We start from the raw sequence: 18350 nt of genomic DNA, 5'->3' as shown, positions 1-18350 counted from the left end.
GACCAGCCCTAGCGTTCGAATGGTGCCCCCAACGAGAATCGAACTCGTGTCTCAGCCTTGAAAGGGCCGCGTCCTGACCTCTAGACTATGGGGACGGGTTGCGCTTCCGTGTCGAAAAGCAGCCCGTTCAGTATGACAAAAAGCAATTCGTTTCGCAAGACCCGATTGCGGTGTTGTGCATATTTCTTACACAACTTGGCCCTATTTCAACATACCGGATGGGCACGCTCGGCGCAAACCCCCGTAGACTGATGATCGTCGATGGGGGGCGTGAAACGATCGGGTGCATTGGCCTGCGCTGATGGGAGACGCCCTTCTCGACGGGAAAAGGGGGGCACGGGAAGCCGCCGGCTTACTTCGCGGCGTTTGAGCGCCCGTAACGCTCGTAGGCTTCCGTGACCTCGATCTCGTACTGCTTGCGGTTGCCCTTGACCACCGTGTCCAGGATGAGCCCGCACGCGAAGCACAGAAGGCCCACGAACACCAGGCCCACCGCCAGAAGCGCCGTGGGGAGCTTGGGCACCAGGCCCGTCGCGGCGAACTGCGCGATGACCGGCACGCCGGCGACCAGGCCCAGCACAACGAACAGCAGCGCCACCCAGGAGAAAAGCGCCAGCGGCTTGTAGTCCTTGAACAGCGACATGATCATCATGAGCACCTTGAAGCCGTCCGAGAAGGTGGACAGCTTCGACTCCGAGCCCTCGGGGCGGTCGCGGTAGTCGATGGGCACCTCGGCGATGCGCCAGCGCTTGTCGACGGCGTGGATGGACAGCTCGGTCTCGATCTCGAAGCCCGGCGAGAGCACGGGCATGGTCTTGGCGAACACCTTGTTGTAGGCGCGGTAGCCCGTCATGACGTCGGAGAACTCGAACCCGTAGATGGCCTTGATCAAAAAGCGCACCAGGTCGTTGCCGAAGCCGTGGAAGGCGCGGTCGTTCTCCTCGCCGTAGGTGCCGTTCGAGAGGCGGTCGCCCACCACCATGTCGGCCTCGTCGGCGAAAAGCGGCGCGAGCAGGGCCGGCGCGGCCTCGGCGGGGTAGGTGTCGTCGCCGTCGACCATGAGGTAGGCCTCGGCGTCGATGTCGCGCATCATCTGGCGCACGACGTTGCCCTTGCCCTGGCGGCGCTCCACCTTGACGATAGCCCCGTGGGCGCGCGCGATGTCGCCGGTGCCGTCGGAGGAGTTGTTGTCGTAGACGTACACGGCCGCCTCGGGCAGCACGCGGCGGAAGTCGTCGACCACCTTGCCGATGGTGACGGCCTCGTTGTAGCAGGGTATGATGACGGCCACGCCTTTGCCCGTGAGGGCGGCCTTATCGGTTTCAGTCACCGGGCGCTCCTTCGTGAAAGTTGAATGCACAAGTACTAGGCATGCTACTCGAAACCGCGCGGTTTCGCTACGTGAATGCCGCGCTTTCCGCAGTATATGCGCGGATGGCGTGGGATTGTTGTGCCGATGGGGCAAGGGGTGCCATAATCGTCAGGTTGCGCCGAGAGCGTTTTTCGCCTTGCGCACGGGCCGTTCGGCCTGCTGCCGGTGCCATGCTCCGGCGTTCAAGCCGGCAACGCGACGTGTGCGACGGCATTTGTGGATGTACCGAGCCAGGCCTTGCTCGAAGGCCGGCGGATGCGGGATGCCCCCGCTTGCGATGGAGAGGAGCCCTGCGTGAAGAAGCTTATCGCGCAGCTTATGAAGTTCGGCGTGGTCGGCGTGATCGCGTTTATCATCGACTACGGCCTGCTGGCCCTGCTTACCGAGGCGTTCGGCGTGAACTACCTGGTCAGCGCCACCATCTCGTTCACGGTGTCGGTGGTGTTCAACTACGTCGCGTCGATGCGCTACGTGTTCACCCACAAAGAAGGCATGTCTCGTCGTCGCGAGTTCATCATCTTCGTGGTGCTGTCGGTCATCGGCCTGGGCATCAACAACGCGTGCATGTGGGCGGGCGTCGAGCTTCTGAGCGTGCATTACCTGATCACCAAGATCTTCGCCACGGCGGTGGTCATGGTGTGGAACTTCGTCACCCGAAAGATCTTCCTGGACGCCGGCGATGGGGCGCAGGGGCAGCAGGCGTAATCGTCGCTACGCCTGAAGGCGTGCCTGCTCAAGGCTTTTGTCTGGCGGGTGCGTGCGTCGGATGATGAAGTGTCCGATGCTGAAAGCGTGTGCGTTGGATGACGGGGTGCCCGACGCCGAACCACGATGCTGGAAACGACGAACCCGCCAGACATGACATCCAGCGGGTTCGAGGAGAATGCAAATGGTGCCCTAGGCAGGGTTCGAACCTGTGGCCTTCTGCTCCGGAGGCAGACGCTCTATCCAACTGAGCTACTAGGGCGTATCTATTGATTATACGCTACTATCGCCCGAATGGGCCCGAAAAAGAAATGAGTGTGAACATGATCGAAACCATCACCGTCGAGCGCATGGGCTACGGCGCCGAAGCGGTCGGGCATCTGTCCGACGGCAAGACCGTGTTCGTGGAGGGCGGCGCCCCGGGCGATGTGGCAAGCGTGGAAGTGGTGGAGAACAAGCCCACGTTCGCTCGCGCCCGTATCGCCAAGCTCGAGCAGCCCGGCTCGTGCCGCGTGATGCCGAAGTGGGTCGAGCCCGCAGCAAGCGGCGCGGCCCCGTGGCAGCATATCGCCTACGACGTGCAGCTTGAGGCAAAGCGCGCCAACGTGGTGGCGGCGCTCGCCCGCACGGGCGGCTTCGGCGACGCCGCGGCGGAGCTGGTGGCGCCGTGCCTGCCCTCCAAGCGCCAGTGGGGGTACCGCAACAAGCTGGAATTGGGCGCGCAATGGGATGCGAAGGGCACGTTCAACCTGGGCTTTCATCAGGAGGGCAGCCCTGATGTGTTGCAGGCGCTGTCCTGCCCGCTGGCCCATGACGCCATCGCCAAGGCGCCCAAGGCGCTGCGAGGGGCGCTTCGCTATCTGCAGGGCTCCGATGACCTGGGCATCTTCCGCGTGGGCGTGCGCACGAGCGTGCGCACCCGTGAGACCGAGATCGCGCTGTGGACGCGCCCGTCGGGCTTCCCGCGCGCGGCGGCCGCCAAGATGCTGAAAAGCTCGCTCAAGGCCACGAGCGTGGTGCGCGTCATCGCCGACCCCGGCAAGGCGCGCAAGATCAAGGGCCTTGAGGTGCTCGACGGCAAGGGCTGCTGGCAGGAGCAGCTGCTCGGCGCGCGCTACGTGGCGCATGCGCCGTCGTTTTTCCAGGTGAACACCGCGCAAGCTGAAAAGCTCATGGAGCAGGCCATCCGCATGCTTGGCGGAAGCGTGGGGGAGGACGGCCCCGAGGGGCTCGACGGGTTGCTCGTCGCCGACCTGTACGCGGGCTGCGGCACCTTCGGCGTGGCCATGGCGCGCGCCGGCGCCGATGTGATCGCCGTGGAGTCTGCGGCGTCTTCGGTGCGCGACTTGCGCCGCAACGCCGACGAGAACTACGTCGACATCGACGTCATAGGCGGCGACGCGGCTCGCGAGCTGCCAGAGCTGGGCGGCCTTGACGCGCTGGTGGTCGATCCGCCGCGCGCGGGCCTTGCCGACGGCGTGCCGGCAGACATCGCCGCCGCCCGCCCGGGGCGCGTGGTCTACGTAAGCTGCAACCCCGCAACCTGGGCGCGCGACGTGCGCCGCTTCGAGGACGTGGGTTATCGCCTGGAGCGCGTTCAGCCCGTCGACTTGTTCCCGCAGACCTACCACGTGGAGCTGGTCAGCTGCTTCGTGCGCGGCTAAGCGCCAGCGTGGTTGCGCCGAGACCGGGCGGGCGATGCCCGCGCAGCGCCGCGAAGCCGGGCGCACGTGGGTTGCAAGTTGCGGGACCTGGCGGATGCGCGGTCGGCTTGCACGGGCCGAAGGTTGCTGGGCCCGGGGGTGCGGCTGGAAGGCGGCGGGCCCCGGGTTCGCACGGAGTGCGGGGTTGCTGCATAGCGCCTCCGGGCCGCTTGCCGGCACTCAGGCCCCGTTTGTGCGTTCTACGGTTTTTCCCCGCAGGCGTTTTCAGGTTTCGCCGCGCCCGGTCCCAAGCTGCTAAACTACGCATCACGAGATTCGTTTAAAGCAACGCCCGCCTTCTGCGCGGGCGTTTTCGCGAAGGCCTCTGGCAAACGTCGGGGCACGCTTGAGAAAAGGAGAAGTCCCATGGCTTTGTACACTCCCGCGTATCAGCCCACCGGCGATGAGATCGCCGTCATCAAAACCTCCAAGGGCGACATCCGCGTGCAGCTGGCGGGCAAGGACGCCCCCATCCACGTCGGCAACTTCGTCGAGCTTGCCACCAAGGGCTTCTACGACAACCTGAAGTTCCACCGCTACGTGCCGGGCTTCGTCATCCAGGGCGGTTGCCCCAACACGCGCGACCTTGATACTGACCAGGTCATCGCCGCTGCAGGCAATCCCTTCGCCGGCCTCGGCACCGGCGGCCCGGGCTACTGCATCAAGGAGGAGTACTCCACCAACCCCAACAACCACCATGCCGACGGCGCGCTGGCCATGGCCCGCAGCCAGAACCCCGATTCCGCGGGTTCGCAGTTCTACCTGTGCCTGGGCGCCCAGCCCATGCTGGACAGCGGCTACACCGTGTTCGGCCAGACGATCGAGGGTATGGACGTCATCGCCCAGCTTCGCGTCGGCGATGTGATCGAGGGCATCGAGATCGAGAACGCCGCCGAATAGCCTGCTAACCGCAGCATTTCGAAGCGTACAAGATAGCGAAGGATCCAGATGAACAACCAGTTATTCCAGCAAGCCCGCGCAGCGTATGCGCAGAAGGACTTCCAAGGCGCCTTGAAAGTCTACCGGCAGTGCTTGCAGGACGAGGCCAGCCCCCTCGCCCCCGGCGAGATGGGCCAGCTGTACCACCAGATGGGCAACTGCCTGGTGAAGCTCAAGCAGCCCAACGAGGCAATCCAGGCCTACGGCCAGGCCGTGGCCGACGAGGCCTACGACGCCCGCGGCGGCGTGCATTACAACCTGGGCATGGCCTACGCCGCCCTGCACGACTACGAGGATGCCGTTGCCAACTTCGAGGCGGCCGCTTCCGATGCGAAATACGATTCCGCCTACAAGGCCTACACGGGCATGGGCAACGCGCTTCTGAAGATGGGTAAGACCGCCGAGGCCGGCGTGGCGTTCCGCAACGCCGCCCTTGACGAGGCCAATCCCGACCCCACCAAGGCCCTGCTGAACCTGGGCGTGTGCTTCATGGCCCTCAATCGTGCCGCCGATGCGGTGTCGTCCTACGAGAGCGCCCTGCAGTTCGACATGCAGCCCGAGATGCGCAACCGCCTGTACGCCAACCTCGGCCAGGCCTACGTCGCGACCGGCCAGATGCAGAAGGCCGTCAACGCCTTCGAGGAGTCCATCGCCGACAAGACGTATTTCCTGTCCGACTCCGCAAGCGTTGATTACCAACGCGCGGTGGCAGCGGTCGCCCAGGGCACGTCCGAGATCACCCAGGTCATGGCCCCGGTTTCGGTTCCCGGCGGCGCAGCGCCCTCCGATTCGGCGGACCTTTCCGGCATCGATGTGGCAGCCGACGGCTCCGCCATGTACGCCGAACAGGACCCCTACGCGGCCCAGCAGGCCGATCCGTACTATTACGGCGACCCCTACGCCGCCGATGCCGGCCAGTACGGCGCGGCAGCGGGCGATGATCGCTTCTTCAGCGCCTCCGACGAGGAGCTGGAGCAGTGGTCCAAGGGCGTTGCCAAGCGCGATCGCAAGCGCCGCAACGTGGGTCTGAAGATTTTCGTGGTCATCATCCTGCTCGTGGTGGCGGCCTTTGGCGGCGCGCTGTTCATGTACACGCAGGGTTGGGGCTACCCCAGCCAGGACAGCGTGGCAACGCGGCTGTTCGCCGATCCGGATAACGCCTCCGCGCTGTATTCCGCCGAGGTAAGCGACACGTCCGCCGCTTCCATGACCAACTCGCTCGTGAAGGATTCCGCACCCACCATCAACGCCGTGGAGAAGTCCATGACCGATTCCACCGTGTACGTGACCGCTGAAACCGACGGCGGCGGGCAGATGCAGTACAAGCTATCCATGGTGCGCGACCTCATCGGTTGGAAGGTCAGCAACGTGGAGCTGTACTTCCCCAGCCAGAACTAACGGCTTGACGAGCTGCGGACTTCGCGTCCGAGCCTGTCGCCAAACGGCTCGATGCGCAGTCAAGCATTGAAGCCGCAATCAAGGTAACCTGCGCCCGTGGAAACGGGCGCTTGGGATAAGAGATAAGAAGAAAGGTACCAATCATGGCTATCCAGAAGACCTACAGCATGATCAAGCCCGACGGTGTGCGCAACGGCCACATCGGCGAGATCGTCAACCGCTTCGAGCGCGCCGGCCTGACCGTCGAGCGCATGGAGCTGGGCATGGTGACGCTTGACCAGGCCAAGGCCAACTACGCCGAGCACGAGGGCAAGCCATTCTACGACGGCCTCATCTCCTACATCACCTCCGGCCCGGTCGTGAAGATGGTCATCTCCGGCGAGGGCGCCGTCTCCAAGGTGCGCACCCTCATGGGCGCCACTAATCCGGCTGAAGCTGCCCCCGGCACGATTCGCGGTGATTTCGGTCTGATTATGGACGAGAATGTTATTCACGGCTCCGACTCCCCGGAGTCCGCTGAGCGCGAGATCGGCATCTTCTTCGCATAAGCCGACCGGCATCCTGCATCTTTGGAGGCCCTTTGCCCGCTCAAGCGGGCAAAGGGCTTTTTGATTAGGCGGGATGCTGGAATACTGTTCACGCGTGTTGCCATCGGTACGCTGCCTTAAGGGGGTGGCCGTGCCGCTTGCAAGCACCATGCGGGTGCTTGCGTTATCGGAGCCCGCAATGCCGTAAGACGAGAAACGGATGAAACATGCTCTATCGAGTTTTCGACGCCGCGGAGCTACCCGCATTGGTGTCGGCATTCATGGACGGCTACGAGGTCGTGGCCCCTGTGAAGCGCGGTGCGCACTATTCGTTCGAGGCCATCAGCTCGCCTGACGAGATGGACCTGGCCTACGACACCACGCTCGCATCGCCGAAGCGCTACTTCCTTCCTCCCACCGAAACGCTCATGCGGTACAACGCCGCCACCAACGAGGTGGCCGATTTCCAGGAGGAAGTGGTCCCGCGCGTGATCTTCGGCGCCCATGCGTGCGACATCAACGCCATCAACCGCTTGGACCTGGTGTTCCGCGACGGGCGTTATCCCGATCCGTACTATAAGGCCCGCCGCGCCGCCACGTTGATCGTGGGCGTGTCGTGCAGCCCCGACTCCGATTGCTTCTGCAACCTGTGGGATGCCGACGAGGCGCGTTTCGGCTACGACCTGTTCCTTCATCGTCTGGGCGATAAGTTCCTGGTCAGCATCTCCAGCGTCGAGGCCGCCAACATCCTGGAGTCCGCCGTTGACCTGCGCGATGCCACCAACGAGGACCGCATCGAGTTCCGCCATGCCACGCGTGCGCGCCAGGCGGCGTTCAATCCCGAGATCCCCGAGATCCAGGACGTGGCCATGCTCATGGACGCGTTCCATTCCGACCCGTTTTGGGAGGAGCTGGGCAGCAAGTGCCTGGCCTGCAACGCCTGCGCCGCCGTGTGCCCGACGTGCTTCTGCTTCGATATCCAGGACGTGCTCGACCCTGACGGCCAAACCGGCGAGCGTCAGCGCATCTGGGATGCGTGCACTTCGCCGCAGTTCGCCGTGGTGGCTGGCGGTCACAACTTCCGCCCCACGGGCCGCGAGCGCGTGCGCCACCGCATGTACCACAAGCTCAACGGCTTTTTGGCCACCTACGACCGCATGCTGTGCGTGGGCTGCGGACGCTGCGTGAAGGCGTGCAAGGCCGACATCAACCCCATTCGCGTGCTGGAGTTCTTCGAGAAGAAGGGGGCCGAAGGTGCCTGCTAACACCGATTTCAACCCCGTGGTCGTATCGCCGTACCACGATGAGCCGGCTGCCATGACGGGGCAGGAGCTCATGGCCGCCAACCCGTATCGCCCGTGGCCGGCGCGCATCACATCCATCACCGAGTTGACGGCAACCGAGAAGTTGTTCGAGTTCCGCCTGATCGACGAGCGCATCCGCGAGGCGTTCCGCCACGAGCCGGGCCAGTTCGTCGAGCTGACCATCTTCGGCGTGGGCGAGGCTCCCATCTCCATTTCGTCAAGCCCCTCCAAGCGCGGCTTCATCGAGCTGTGCGTGCGCCGTGCCGGTCGCTTCACCGAGGCGCTGCACAAGATGCAGTGCGGCGACATCGTGGGCATCCGCGGGCCTTTCGGCCGCGGCTTCCCGTTCGAGGAGATGAAGGGTCACGATATCCTGTTGGTTGCCGGCGGCCTGGGCATCGCGCCGCTTCGCAGCCTCATCAACAACATCCACGACGAGCGCAGCGACTTCGGCAAGGTCACCATCATCTACGGTTCGAAGAACCCCTCCGAGGTCATGTTCCGCAACCAGTTCGAGATGTGGCGTCATCGCAAGGACTTCGACCTGTACCTGACCGTCGACAACCCTGACGACACGTGGGATGGCGAAGTGGGCCTGGTCACCAAGCCCTTCGAGCACCTGGAGATCAGCCCGACGAACACCTTCGGCGCGGTGTGCGGCCCGCCGGTGATGTACCGCTTCGTGGTCGCCGAGATGCGCAAGAAGGGCATCAGCTACGACCATATCTACATGAGCTTTGAGCGCCACATGAAGTGCGGCATGGGCAAGTGCGGCCACTGCCAGATCGGGCACCAGTACTGCTGCATCGACGGGCCCGTGTTCAACTATTGGGAAGCGAAGAACATCCAGGGGTCGATGTAGATGGGAGGCACGAACATGGGATGCGGAAACGACGACCGCCAGGCGCGCGACCTTCCGCGCGTTGTGGTGGTCGGGTTTGCCAGCTGCTTCGGCTGCCAGCTTCAGATCACCAACGTCGAGCAGCACCTGACCGACGTGCTCGGTCAGATCGACCTGCGCTATTGGCAGCTGGCTTCGAGCGAGCCCATGCCGGAGGAGTTCGACGTGGCCGTCATCGAGGGCGCCGTGACCACCGAGGAATCCGAAGCCACGGTGCGCAAGCTGCGTGAGCGCGCCAAGTGCGTCATCGCCTTGGGTGCTTGCGCCGCCACTGCGGGCATCCCCGGCATCGCGGCGCGCAACTTCTTCAAGCGTCCGAGCCAGGTGTACAAGGACGTACCCGCGGCATGCGGTTCCATGGTGGTGCCGCGCCCGGTCGGCGCGGTCATCGACGTCGACCACACGGTGCGCTGCTGCCCGGTCGACACCATGGACTTCATCGACGTGCTGCAGCGCGCGCTGTACGGTTCGAACAAGTTCGACCGAACGGGCACCATGTGCGGGCAGTGCAAACGCAACGGCACCGACTGCTTCTTCGACCAAGGCCAGCTGTGCTTAGGCTTGGTGACGGTTGCCGGATGCGGCGCGAAGTGCGTGAACCTCGGGCGGGCTTGCAACGGATGCCGCGGGCTTTCCCCCGACGCCAACCTTGAGGCCGCGCGCGCCGCGTGCGAGCGCGCGGGCGTGGACCCGGACGATTTCGATGAGGCGCTGGCGCTGTTCAACCAGGTTGAACGCGTGCAGTCGGCGCGCGAATAGGAGACGAATCGATATGACGAGGACCGCCATTTCGGTAGACCATATCGCCCGCGTTGAGGGCCATGGCAACGTGCATCTGTCCATCAAAGACGGTGCGGTGGAAACGTGCGAGATGAACGTGGTGGAGCCGGCTCGCCTGTTCGAGTCCATGGTGGTGGGCCGCAAATTCGCCGATGTGCCGTATATCGCCAGCCGCGTGTGCGGTATCTGCTCGGCAAGCCATGTGATTACCGACATCCTGGCCATCGAGCACATCTTCGGTGTGGAGGTCACCGACCGCACGCGCGCGCTGCGCGAGCTTCTGGTGTACGGCAGCTACTTGCAAAATCATGCGTCGCACCTGTTCGTGTTCGCTGCGCCCGACTTTTTGGACATGGCAAGCGTGTTCCCGCTGGCCAAGGCCAACCCCGAGTTGTTCGACCAGGCGCTGGGCCTGAAGTCGTTGGGCAACCAGCTGTGCAATCTGGTGGGCGGTCGCTCCATCCATCCGATCACCGCGGTGGTGGGCGGCTTCACCCACGAGCCAACGCGTGACGAGTACCTGGCCATGGCCGACAAGCTGGACGCCGAGCGCGAATTTGCCCGTGCGGTGGTCGACCTGTTCAACGGCTTCGCCGTTCCCGATATCGCCACCCAGGGCGACATGATGGCCATGGTGGCCGAGGGCCGCTACCCGGTTGCCGACAGCCGCTGGGCGCGCTTCTTGGATGCAGGCGTCACGTTCGATGCCGATAGGGCTTGCGAGCAGGTAGAGGAATACGAGGTGTCGCATTCCGCGGCGCTGTTCGCCCGCTGCAGGCAGACGGGGAAGACCTACTTCACCGGTGCGCTGGCGCGTATCAACGCGTCATGGGGCGCGCTGTCGCAGGAGGCGAAGGTGGCGGCGGCCAAGGCCGGCCTGCGCCCGCCCGAGCGCAACCCGTTTTTGAACAACGTCGCTCAGGCGGTGGAGGTGCTCGACGCGCTGGGACGTTGCGCCGACCTGTGCCGCAAGCTTGCCGAGCCCGACGGTCCGTTCGAGGGCGACAGCGTTCCGGTGCCGTTCGAGGTGCGCGCGGGCGTGGGCACGGGCTTCACAGAGGCGCCGCGAGGCACGGTGTTCCATCAGCTCGAGCTCGACGACGCCGGCCGTGTGGTGCACGCCACCATCATGACCCCCACGGCGCAGAACTGCGCGAACCTGGAGTCGGACATGCGCGTGCTGGCCGAGAAGCTCATCGCCAACGGCGCGGAGGCGTCGGAGGTGCGCACCGAGGTCGAGAAGCTCGTGCGAGCCTACGACCCCTGCTTCAGCTGCAGCGTGCACTAGGAAACCGAATAGTGTGAACGAAAGCGGCCCGCGAAATGCGGGCCGCTTCTTGATGGGGCTGGTCGAATGCGCCCTGTTGGCGCAATGGGGAAGCGGCTTGCGATGCGCTGTGTGCGGTTTGCTCGGCGCTTGTCGGCTTTGCCTTGATGCTCGGTATGACGCCAGGCTCCCTTCGTCATCCTTAATGCGTACCCCTGATGGATTTCCATGCGCAGGGAAACCGGGTGAAATCGCCTGTGCTAGAATCTGATTTCACTAGAAACGTAGCACAAGGGGTTTGCCTACATGTCATTCTTGGATTTCTTCTCGGGTCTTACTGGCCAGATGTCGTGCGACATGGCCATCGACCTCGGCACCGCGAATACCCTGGTCGCCATTCCCGGCGAAGGCATAGTCGTCAACGAGCCTTCCGTCGTCGCAATCGAGAAAAGCACCCATCGCGTCTTGGCCGTCGGCCACGAGGCGAAGAATATGATCAACCATACGCCCGATGCGTTCTCGGCCGAGCACCCGTTGCATGACGGCGTGGTGGCCGATTACGACGTCACCGAGGCTATGATCAGCGCGTTCATCAACAAGGCTGCGCCGCGCAAGTATCCGTGGCAGGCCAAGCCCCGCATCGTCATCTGCATCCCTTGCGGCGCCACCTCTGTTGAGAAGCGCGCCGTGTTCGAGGCCGCCGTGCAGGCGGGCGCCCGCCAGGCGTACCTGATCGAGGAGCCTATGGCCGCTGCCATGGGCGCCGACCTGCCCGTCACCGAGCCTACCGGCTCTATGGTCGTCGACATCGGCGGTGGCACCACCGAGGTGGCCGTCATCTCCCTGGGCGGCATCGTCACGTCCTCCAGCCTGCGCTTGGCCGGCAACCGTATGGATGAGGCCATCGCCATGCACCTGCGTGACCTTCTGGGCATCAAGATCGGCGAGCGCACCGCTGAGATCATCAAGATCAAGATCGGCTCCATCCTGCCGTTTGAAGACGGCCGCGAGCGCGACATGATCATCTCCGGCCAGGATGTCATCACCGAGCAGCCCAAGGAAGTCACCATCCAATCCGAGGATGTCCGCCAGGCGCTCATCGCCCCGTGCGAGGAGATGGTGGTGCACATCAAGGAGACGTTCAAGAAGACCAACCCCGACCTGGCATCGGACATCATCCAGAACGGCATCCTGCTCACCGGCGGCGGCGGCCTGCTTTCCGGCTTGGACCGCTACCTTACCGATAAGCTGGAGATCCCCGTGTGGGTGAGCGAGACGGCTTTGACGAACGTGGTCATGGGCTGCCTGAAGGTTCTCGAAACCCCGCAGGCGCTCAAGCAGACGCTCATGCGATCGAAATAGGACAGCCTCAACGTTATGGCTCTTAATTTTCAACAACAAAGCTCGGCGCTTATGCGCCGAGCGCTGCTTATAGGCTTGATTGCGGCAAGCATCATCATGATCACGGCTTACGGTCGCGAAGGTTCGGCCGGCCCGCTGCACACGCTGCAGTCGGCGGTGTCGGGCGCCGTCAGCCCGCTGCGCATCGTGGGCGGCTCGGTGGAGGCCGCAACCTCCACGGTGGGCGACACCATGGAGAACATCACGGCCGACCAGAACACCTTGACGGGCTTGCGCGAGTACAACAGCCAGCTTGAGCAGCAGTATGCCCAGATGGAAGAATATAAGCAGGAAGCGCAGCGCCTGCAGAAGCTGCTCGATTTGAAGGATAACTACCAGATCGAGGGCACGGGTGCGCGCGTCATCGGCCGAAGCTCCGAGGCATGGAGCCAGACGGTCATCATCAACAAGGGCGCCAACGAGGGCATTTCGACCGGTCAAACGGTTATCGGGACCTCCGGCGTGGTGGGCCAGGTGGTATCGGCCAGCGGAAGCACCGCGACGGTGCGCTTGCTCACCGACCCGCAATCCGGCGCCGCGGCCATGGTTCAGTCCAGCCGCGCCGAGGGCATCCTGCGTGGCAGCCTGATCGGCCTTCTGTATCTTGAGGACCTGGATGCCGATGCCGAGGTCAACGTCGGCGACGTCATCGTCACCTCGGGTCTGGGCGGTAGCTACGCGCGCGGCCTCATCATCGGCACGGTGGTGAAGGTGGACGCCCAGCAGGGCGATACCAGCCGACGCATCGTGGTCTCCCCGAACGATTCCATCGACACGCTCGAGGACGTGCTGGTGGTTTCCAGCGTGGGCGTATCCGATGACGACGATTCGGATTCCATAGCCTCCAGCAGCTCGACTTCCACAAGCGGCTCCAATAGCTCCAGCGGATCCAATACGGGAAGTTCGAGCAGCTCCTCGTCGAGCTCGAGCAGCTCCGATAACTCCGGCAACGGCAATTCATCCAACGAAGGGGGGCGCTAGCCATGGGCGAGAAGAACAACCTGGTGCTGGTGGTGGGCGCTATCGTGGCGTTCGTGCTGCAGATCGCGCTGGCTCCGGCCGTGGCGCTGTTCTCGGCGCAGCCGAACTTTCTGCTGGCCTATGCGCTGGTCGTGGCCATCGTCATCCCCACGGAGGCGGGCCCGGTGCTGCCGTTTGCCATGGGCCTTCTGTACGACCTTACGGGCACGGGCCCGGTGGGCGGCATGGCGCTTCTGCTGGTCATCGCGTGCTTCTTGGCTTCCCGCGTGTTCTCGCTGGTGGATAACGACACGCTGTTCATGCCGCTGGCCATCTTCACGGCCTGCGCGCTTTTGGCCGAGCTTTGCTACGGCATGCTGCTCATGGCATGCGGGCTTGCCGCCAACCCTCTGGAGGCGCTGTTCACCCGCGCCCTTCCGTGCGCGCTCTACGACTGCGCCGTGGGTCTGGTGGTCTACTTCGTCATGGCGCGGCTGCTTGCCGGCGGCGCCCAGGACCGCGGTCTGCGCACGCCGAAACTGCGATAGGGGGCGCGCATGTTCGCAGCTATCGTAGCCGGCTTCGTAGCCCTTTTGGTGGTCGCCGCCATCTTGGTGGCGGTCTATGCGGTGCTTCGCAGCCGGAAAACCGAGAACGTCAGCGTCAAGCGCGACGTTCGCTCCATCCAATCGGTGGGCGTGAGCAGCTCGCTTCCCGATTCTCATCGTGTGCCGGCAGGCGGCGTCGCCCGCGGAGGAACGCCTGCGCAGCCGGTGGCAAACCCCGGCGATAACCTGAAAAGCCGCTTCACCGCCATGGGTGTCGTTGCCGGCCTGATCTTCGGCACGCTCGCCACGAAGCTGTGGAGCATGCAGGTGCTTTCCGGCGCCTCCTTCAAAAAGGAGTCCGAGGACAACCAGTACACCACGGTGTACACTCCCGCGCCGCGCGGTTACATCCTGGACGCCGACGGCAACGTCATCGTGAAGAACCGCACGTCGCTGACGGTGCTTGCCGAGCCCGACGTCGCAAACGATCACGATGTCGTCGCCCGTCTGTCCACGGTGCTGGGCGTACCGAGCGGCATCGTGCGCAAGCGCATCGCCGATGCGACGAGCGGCGCGCAAAGCCAGCGCGTGGTGGCAAGCGATGCCAGCATGCGAAACGTCGCCTTCATCGCCGAGCACGCCGATGCGTTTCCGGGCATCACCGTGCAAACACGCACGGTGCGCGATTACCCCCATGGCGCCCTTGCGGCGCATGCGGTGGGCTATACCGGCAGCGTGACCAGCGATGACATCGCAAGCGTGGCCGAGGGCCGCGACCTTGAGCTGGGAGACTCGGTGGGGCGCAGCGGCATCGAACAGATGTATGACAACCTGCTTGCCGGCGACCATGGCGAGCGCAAGGTCATGGCCGATGCGCAGGGCAACGTGGTGGAAGTGGTCAGCGAAACGCAGCCCGTCAAGGGCTCTGATGTGCACACCACCCTGAAATCGCACGTGCAGTATGTGGCCGACAAGGCGCTTGCCGATATGATCTGCCCTGATGGCGGCGCTATCGGCTCGGGCAAGGGCACGGGCGGCGCGGTGGTGGTCATGGACGTCACCGATGGAAGCATCGTGGCGCTTTCCAGCTATCCCACGTTCACGCCCACCACGTTCGTGGGCGGCATCACGCAAGACGAGCTGGACCTGCTGCAATCCTCGGCCGCGTTCAGCCCGCTGCTCAACCGCGCCATCCAGGGCACCTATCCGGCAGCATCCACGTACAAGACGTTCACCGGCTTGGCGGCGCTTGAAAACGGCATGGCCACGGCAACCGAGACCTGGGACTGCACCGGCAGCTGGGACGGTTTCGGCTCGGGCGATGTTCAGAAGTGCTGGAAGAAGCAGGGCCATGGCACGCTCGATTTCCGCGGCGGCATCGTGAACTCGTGCGATACCGTGTATTACGACATCGGCTACAAGTTCTGGGACGCTGCTGCGAACAAGGGCAAGTCGGCAACGTTGCTGCAGGATTTCCTGAAACGCTACCGCTTGGATCAAACCACCGGCATCGACCTTAACGGCGAAACCTCGGGTCGCATTCCCACGCCCGAATGGAAGCAGGAGTATTTCCGCGACACTCCCGAGGATGCCCAGTGGAAGGGCGGCGACTATACGAACATGTGCATCGGTCAGGGCTACGTGCTGGTCACGCCCATGGAGATCGCGGTAGCCTACGGCGCCATCGCGTCTGGCAACATCGTCAAGCCGCATCTGCTCAAAGAGGTGCGCAACGCCGGCGGCGATGTGGCGCTTACGTATCAGCCGCAGGTTCTGGACACGCCTGACGTCTCCATGGCCGACCTTGCCGTGGTGCGCAACGCGCTTCGCGGAGTGACCACCGACAACGAGGAGATCGCCAAGCTGTTCAACGATCAAGGTATCGACCCGGATACGGTTGCGTGTAAAACCGGCACGGCCGAATACACTGATATGGAGGACACGGCTTGGTTCGCCTGCTATGCCCCCTATGATGATCCGAAGTACGTGCTCGCCTGCGTCGTCGAGCACGGCGGCGGCGGTTCATCGGTAGCGGCGCCGATCGGCGCGCAGGTCATGGCCGCGGCGCTTTCGTCGACCAACACCTCGGATGGGGAGGTCGGCGATATCGCGGGCTCTTCGGGCAAGTCGGAAGCCGGCGCCGGCAAGGGCACGTCGAGCGGACGTTCGGACTAATGGGAAGGAGGCGCTATGGCGCAGTTACCGCAAATCGATTCGCTTCGCCGCCCCAACGCGGCGGCATCGGCTGCATCCAAGCCGCGCCGTTTCCCGTGGCTGCACCTGCCGCTGGCCATTGTGGTCACGTTGCTGGTGGGATACGGCTTGATCATCGTGTATTCCGCCGTCCGCGCGGACGGCGATTACCAGTACAGCCGCCAGCTCGGCGGCGTTGCCGTGGGCTTGGTATTCATGATCTTGGTGTGGCGGTTCGATTACCGGCGCTTGTCGGATTACACCACGCTGTTCCTTATCATCAATGTGGTGCTCATCATGTCGCCGCACATACCGGGGCTCGGCACCGATGCCGGCATGGGCGCGAGAAGCTGGATCAAGCTGGGTATGCAGATCCAGCCCGGCGAGTTCGCCAAGATCACCGTCATCCTCATGGATGCCGCGGTCATGGCGCGCTACGGCGGCAACCTGGACGATCCGCGCGAGTATGTGAAGGCCTTGGGCATCATGATGGTGCCGTTTGCGTGCATCATGACGCAGCCCGACCTGGGCACCGGTCTGGTGTATCTGTGCATTGCGGCGTTCGCCCTGGTCATGGGAGGCGCTAACTCGAAGTGCCTGCTGATTACGCTTGGATTGTTCGTGGCCGCCGTCGTGGCGGTGTTCGCCATAGACGAGGTCATCAAATCCTCCACGGGCGAGTACAAGCTGCTCAAGCAATATCAGCGCAACCGCCTGCTCGTGTTCATGGACCAGTCCGGCACGGCAACTACCGATGAAGGCTACAACCTGCAGCAGGCGAAGGTCGCTATCGGCTCGGGCGGCGTGTTCGGCAAGGGCCTGTTCCAGGGCACGCAACATTCGCTAGGCCTTCTTCCCGAGGCGCCCACCGACTTCATCTTTTGCGTGCTTGCCGAGGAGCTGGGATTTTTGGGCGCGCTCGTGCTGCTCGGTTTGTACGCTGCGCTGGTTTTGATAAGCTTCCGCATAGCCCGCAGCTCCGGCGACCTGTTCGGCATGGTCATCGTGATGTGCGTCGTGGGCATGTGGCTGTTCCAAATCTTGGAGAACATCGGCATGGACTGCGGCCTGATGCCCATCACGGGCATCCCGTTGCCGTTCATGAGCTACGGATCGTCGTTTATGGTGGTGAACTTCTTCATGCTGGGCATGATCGGCTCGGTGTGGTCCCACAACGCGACGCTCAAGCAGCATTAAGCGAAAGGATGCCCTATGCAGCTTCCTGTTGATATCGGCGCGCTGTTGGAAGAGGCCGTCAACGTCGAGGCCGCCCGCGCCACGCCGCTTTCGGTAAGCGTCTATGTGGACGAAACGGCGCCGGGCGATGTTGCCGCGCATGTGCGCCAGGCGTTCGCCAGCGCTTCCGACACGGCGCGCGTTTCGCTCATCTACCTGGACGGACGCGAGTTCGCGCCCAGCTCCGAAGACGACATGGCCTGCATCGTGGCGGGCCTTGACGAGAACGTGGGCGCCTATGCCCGCGCTTGCCGCAAGGCCGGGGTGCCCGCCATGGTGGTCACCACGCTCCCGCAGCTGGTGGGGGCTATCGCCAAGGCGGCTGGTTGCGCCATCCCCGAGGCGGACATCGTGGCGCCCAAGCTCACGGCGAAGGTGTACGAGCACGTGTCCACGGCAGCGGGTCAGGGGCCGGCTATCACGGCCTCGTGGGGCGCGCCCAAGCCGCCGGAAAACGGCGATGTGGGCATCTACGAGCCCATCGAGCTCATTGACGACGCGCGGGCCACGCTCGATGCGCGCATGGGCCAATGGGTGTGCGCGGCGTGCCGTGCCAAGCGCCTGGCGTTCGCGCAGGCCTTCCCGTTCGTTCGTCGTCCGCTGGCCTTGGAAACGGTCAACGCCACGTCCGTGCAGAACGCCGGCGTGGGGCTGCTGTTCCTCATCCCGGGCGCCGACCTTCCCGTGATGACGCTCAACCAGGCCAAGATGCTGCTTCAAATCGCCGCGGCCTATGGGCAGTCCATCGACGCCGGGCGCGTGCGCGAGCTTGCCGCCCTGGTGGGCGGCGCGTTCGCATGCCGCGCGGTCGCACGCCAGCTTGCCGCTGCTGTGCCGGTGCTCGGATGGGCCGTGAAGGTTGCGGTTGGCTATTCGGGCACGCTCGCCATGGGCCGTGCTGCCGTGGAGTTCTACGAAGGCGGGCCGACGGTGGCGAAGTTCGCCGAGTATGTTTCCGCCGCGCGCGACAAGGTGATCGCCGCTGCCGCGAAGCAGGCCGCGGGCGCCGCCGCCGACAACGGCGCGGCCGCCGTGGAAGCCGTTCGCCAAAAGGCAACCGATGCCGCCGCGGGCCTGTGCGCCCGCATTTCCCGACGTTAATCTTGTTACCAATAG

The 18350-nt window shown here is 64.2% G+C and carries 16 protein-coding genes and 2 tRNA genes; 15 read left to right on the top strand and 3 right to left on the bottom strand.

Annotated elements, in window-relative coordinates; genetic code table 11:
* Positions 1–20 precede the first annotated feature (20 nt).
* Together DW178_RS06530 and DW178_RS06520 are read right to left on the bottom strand one after the other, a co-directional pair.
* Positions 21–95: transfer RNA gene (locus DW178_RS06530), tRNA-Glu, on the bottom strand.
* A gap of 257 nt (positions 96–352) precedes the next feature.
* Positions 353–1330, bottom strand: a complete 978-nt coding sequence (locus DW178_RS06520; RefSeq protein ID WP_118350215.1) for a glycosyltransferase family 2 protein — start codon at positions 1328–1330, stop codon at positions 353–355.
* 336 nt (positions 1331–1666) lie between these two features.
* Here DW178_RS06520 and DW178_RS06515 point away from each other — a divergent pair, with 336 nt between their 5' ends.
* A complete protein-coding gene (locus DW178_RS06515; protein WP_114620421.1) occupies positions 1667–2077 on the top strand; it encodes a GtrA family protein in 411 nt (136 codons plus the stop codon).
* A 185-nt stretch (positions 2078–2262) separates the two neighbouring features.
* Here DW178_RS06515 and DW178_RS06510 read toward each other — a convergent pair.
* Positions 2263–2339: transfer RNA gene (locus DW178_RS06510), tRNA-Arg, on the bottom strand.
* Positions 2340–2388: 49 nt separating this feature from the next.
* Between DW178_RS06510 and rlmD the strand changes: the two genes are divergently transcribed.
* The 14 genes from rlmD (at position 2389) to DW178_RS06440 (ending at position 18335) form a co-directional block, all read left to right on the top strand.
* Positions 2389–3741 (top strand): 23S rRNA (uracil(1939)-C(5))-methyltransferase RlmD, encoded by a 1353-nt coding sequence (gene rlmD, locus DW178_RS06505; protein WP_353653291.1) that lies wholly within the window; start codon positions 2389–2391, stop codon positions 3739–3741.
* A 405-nt stretch (positions 3742–4146) separates the two neighbouring features.
* Positions 4147–4680: a peptidylprolyl isomerase gene (locus DW178_RS06500; protein WP_042434623.1), complete on the top strand. Its 534-nt coding sequence runs from the start codon at positions 4147–4149 to the stop codon at positions 4678–4680.
* A gap of 48 nt (positions 4681–4728) precedes the next feature.
* Positions 4729–6117, top strand: a complete 1389-nt coding sequence (locus tag DW178_RS06495) for a tetratricopeptide repeat protein (RefSeq protein WP_118350214.1) — start codon at positions 4729–4731, stop codon at positions 6115–6117.
* A gap of 143 nt (positions 6118–6260) precedes the next feature.
* On the top strand, positions 6261–6665 hold the full coding sequence (ndk, locus tag DW178_RS06490; protein WP_118350213.1) for a nucleoside-diphosphate kinase: 405 nt from the start codon (positions 6261–6263) through the stop codon (positions 6663–6665).
* A 206-nt stretch (positions 6666–6871) separates the two neighbouring features.
* Positions 6872–7909: a 4Fe-4S dicluster domain-containing protein gene (locus tag DW178_RS06485; RefSeq protein ID WP_118350212.1), complete on the top strand. Its 1038-nt coding sequence runs from the start codon at positions 6872–6874 to the stop codon at positions 7907–7909.
* Positions 7899–8810, top strand: a complete 912-nt coding sequence (locus DW178_RS06480) for an FAD/NAD(P)-binding protein (RefSeq protein ID WP_118350211.1) — start codon at positions 7899–7901, stop codon at positions 8808–8810. Before DW178_RS06485 ends, DW178_RS06480 begins: the two co-directional genes overlap by 11 nt.
* A 15-nt stretch (positions 8811–8825) precedes the next feature.
* Positions 8826–9608, top strand: a complete 783-nt coding sequence (locus DW178_RS06475; protein WP_199669255.1) for an NADH-quinone oxidoreductase subunit B family protein — start codon at positions 8826–8828, stop codon at positions 9606–9608.
* A 13-nt stretch (positions 9609–9621) separates the two neighbouring features.
* Complete coding sequence (locus DW178_RS06470; RefSeq protein WP_118350209.1) at positions 9622–10917, top strand: Ni/Fe hydrogenase subunit alpha; 1296 nt, start codon at positions 9622–9624, stop codon at positions 10915–10917.
* Positions 10918–11202: 285 nt separating this feature from the next.
* The gene (locus tag DW178_RS06465) at positions 11203–12258 is read left to right on the top strand and encodes a rod shape-determining protein (RefSeq protein ID WP_042434605.1); all 1056 of its coding nucleotides are present in this window, start codon (positions 11203–11205) and stop codon (positions 12256–12258) included.
* A gap of 15 nt (positions 12259–12273) precedes the next feature.
* Complete coding sequence (gene mreC / locus DW178_RS06460) at positions 12274–13278, top strand: rod shape-determining protein MreC (protein WP_118350208.1); 1005 nt, start codon at positions 12274–12276, stop codon at positions 13276–13278.
* A 2-nt stretch (positions 13279–13280) separates the two neighbouring features.
* Complete coding sequence (gene mreD / locus DW178_RS06455; RefSeq protein WP_118350207.1) at positions 13281–13805, top strand: rod shape-determining protein MreD; 525 nt, start codon at positions 13281–13283, stop codon at positions 13803–13805.
* Positions 13806–13814: 9 nt separating this feature from the next.
* The gene (gene mrdA, locus DW178_RS06450) at positions 13815–15980 is read left to right on the top strand and encodes a penicillin-binding protein 2 (RefSeq protein WP_118350206.1); all 2166 of its coding nucleotides are present in this window, start codon (positions 13815–13817) and stop codon (positions 15978–15980) included.
* Positions 15981–15995: 15 nt separating this feature from the next.
* Positions 15996–17195, top strand: coding sequence for an FtsW/RodA/SpoVE family cell cycle protein (locus DW178_RS06445; protein WP_118350205.1), 1200 nt, complete (start codon positions 15996–15998; stop codon positions 17193–17195).
* 15 nt (positions 17196–17210) lie between these two features.
* The gene (locus DW178_RS06440) at positions 17211–18335 is read left to right on the top strand and encodes a hypothetical protein (protein WP_118350204.1); all 1125 of its coding nucleotides are present in this window, start codon (positions 17211–17213) and stop codon (positions 18333–18335) included.
* The last annotated feature ends 15 nt before the right edge of the window (positions 18336–18350 follow it).

Source organism: Eggerthella sp. AM16-19, from assembly GCF_003474385.1.
Lineage (GTDB): Bacteria > Actinomycetota > Coriobacteriia > Coriobacteriales > Eggerthellaceae > Senegalimassilia.
Note: the sequence above shows the minus strand (reverse complement) of the source record. Positions and strands in the feature narration are given on the sequence as shown.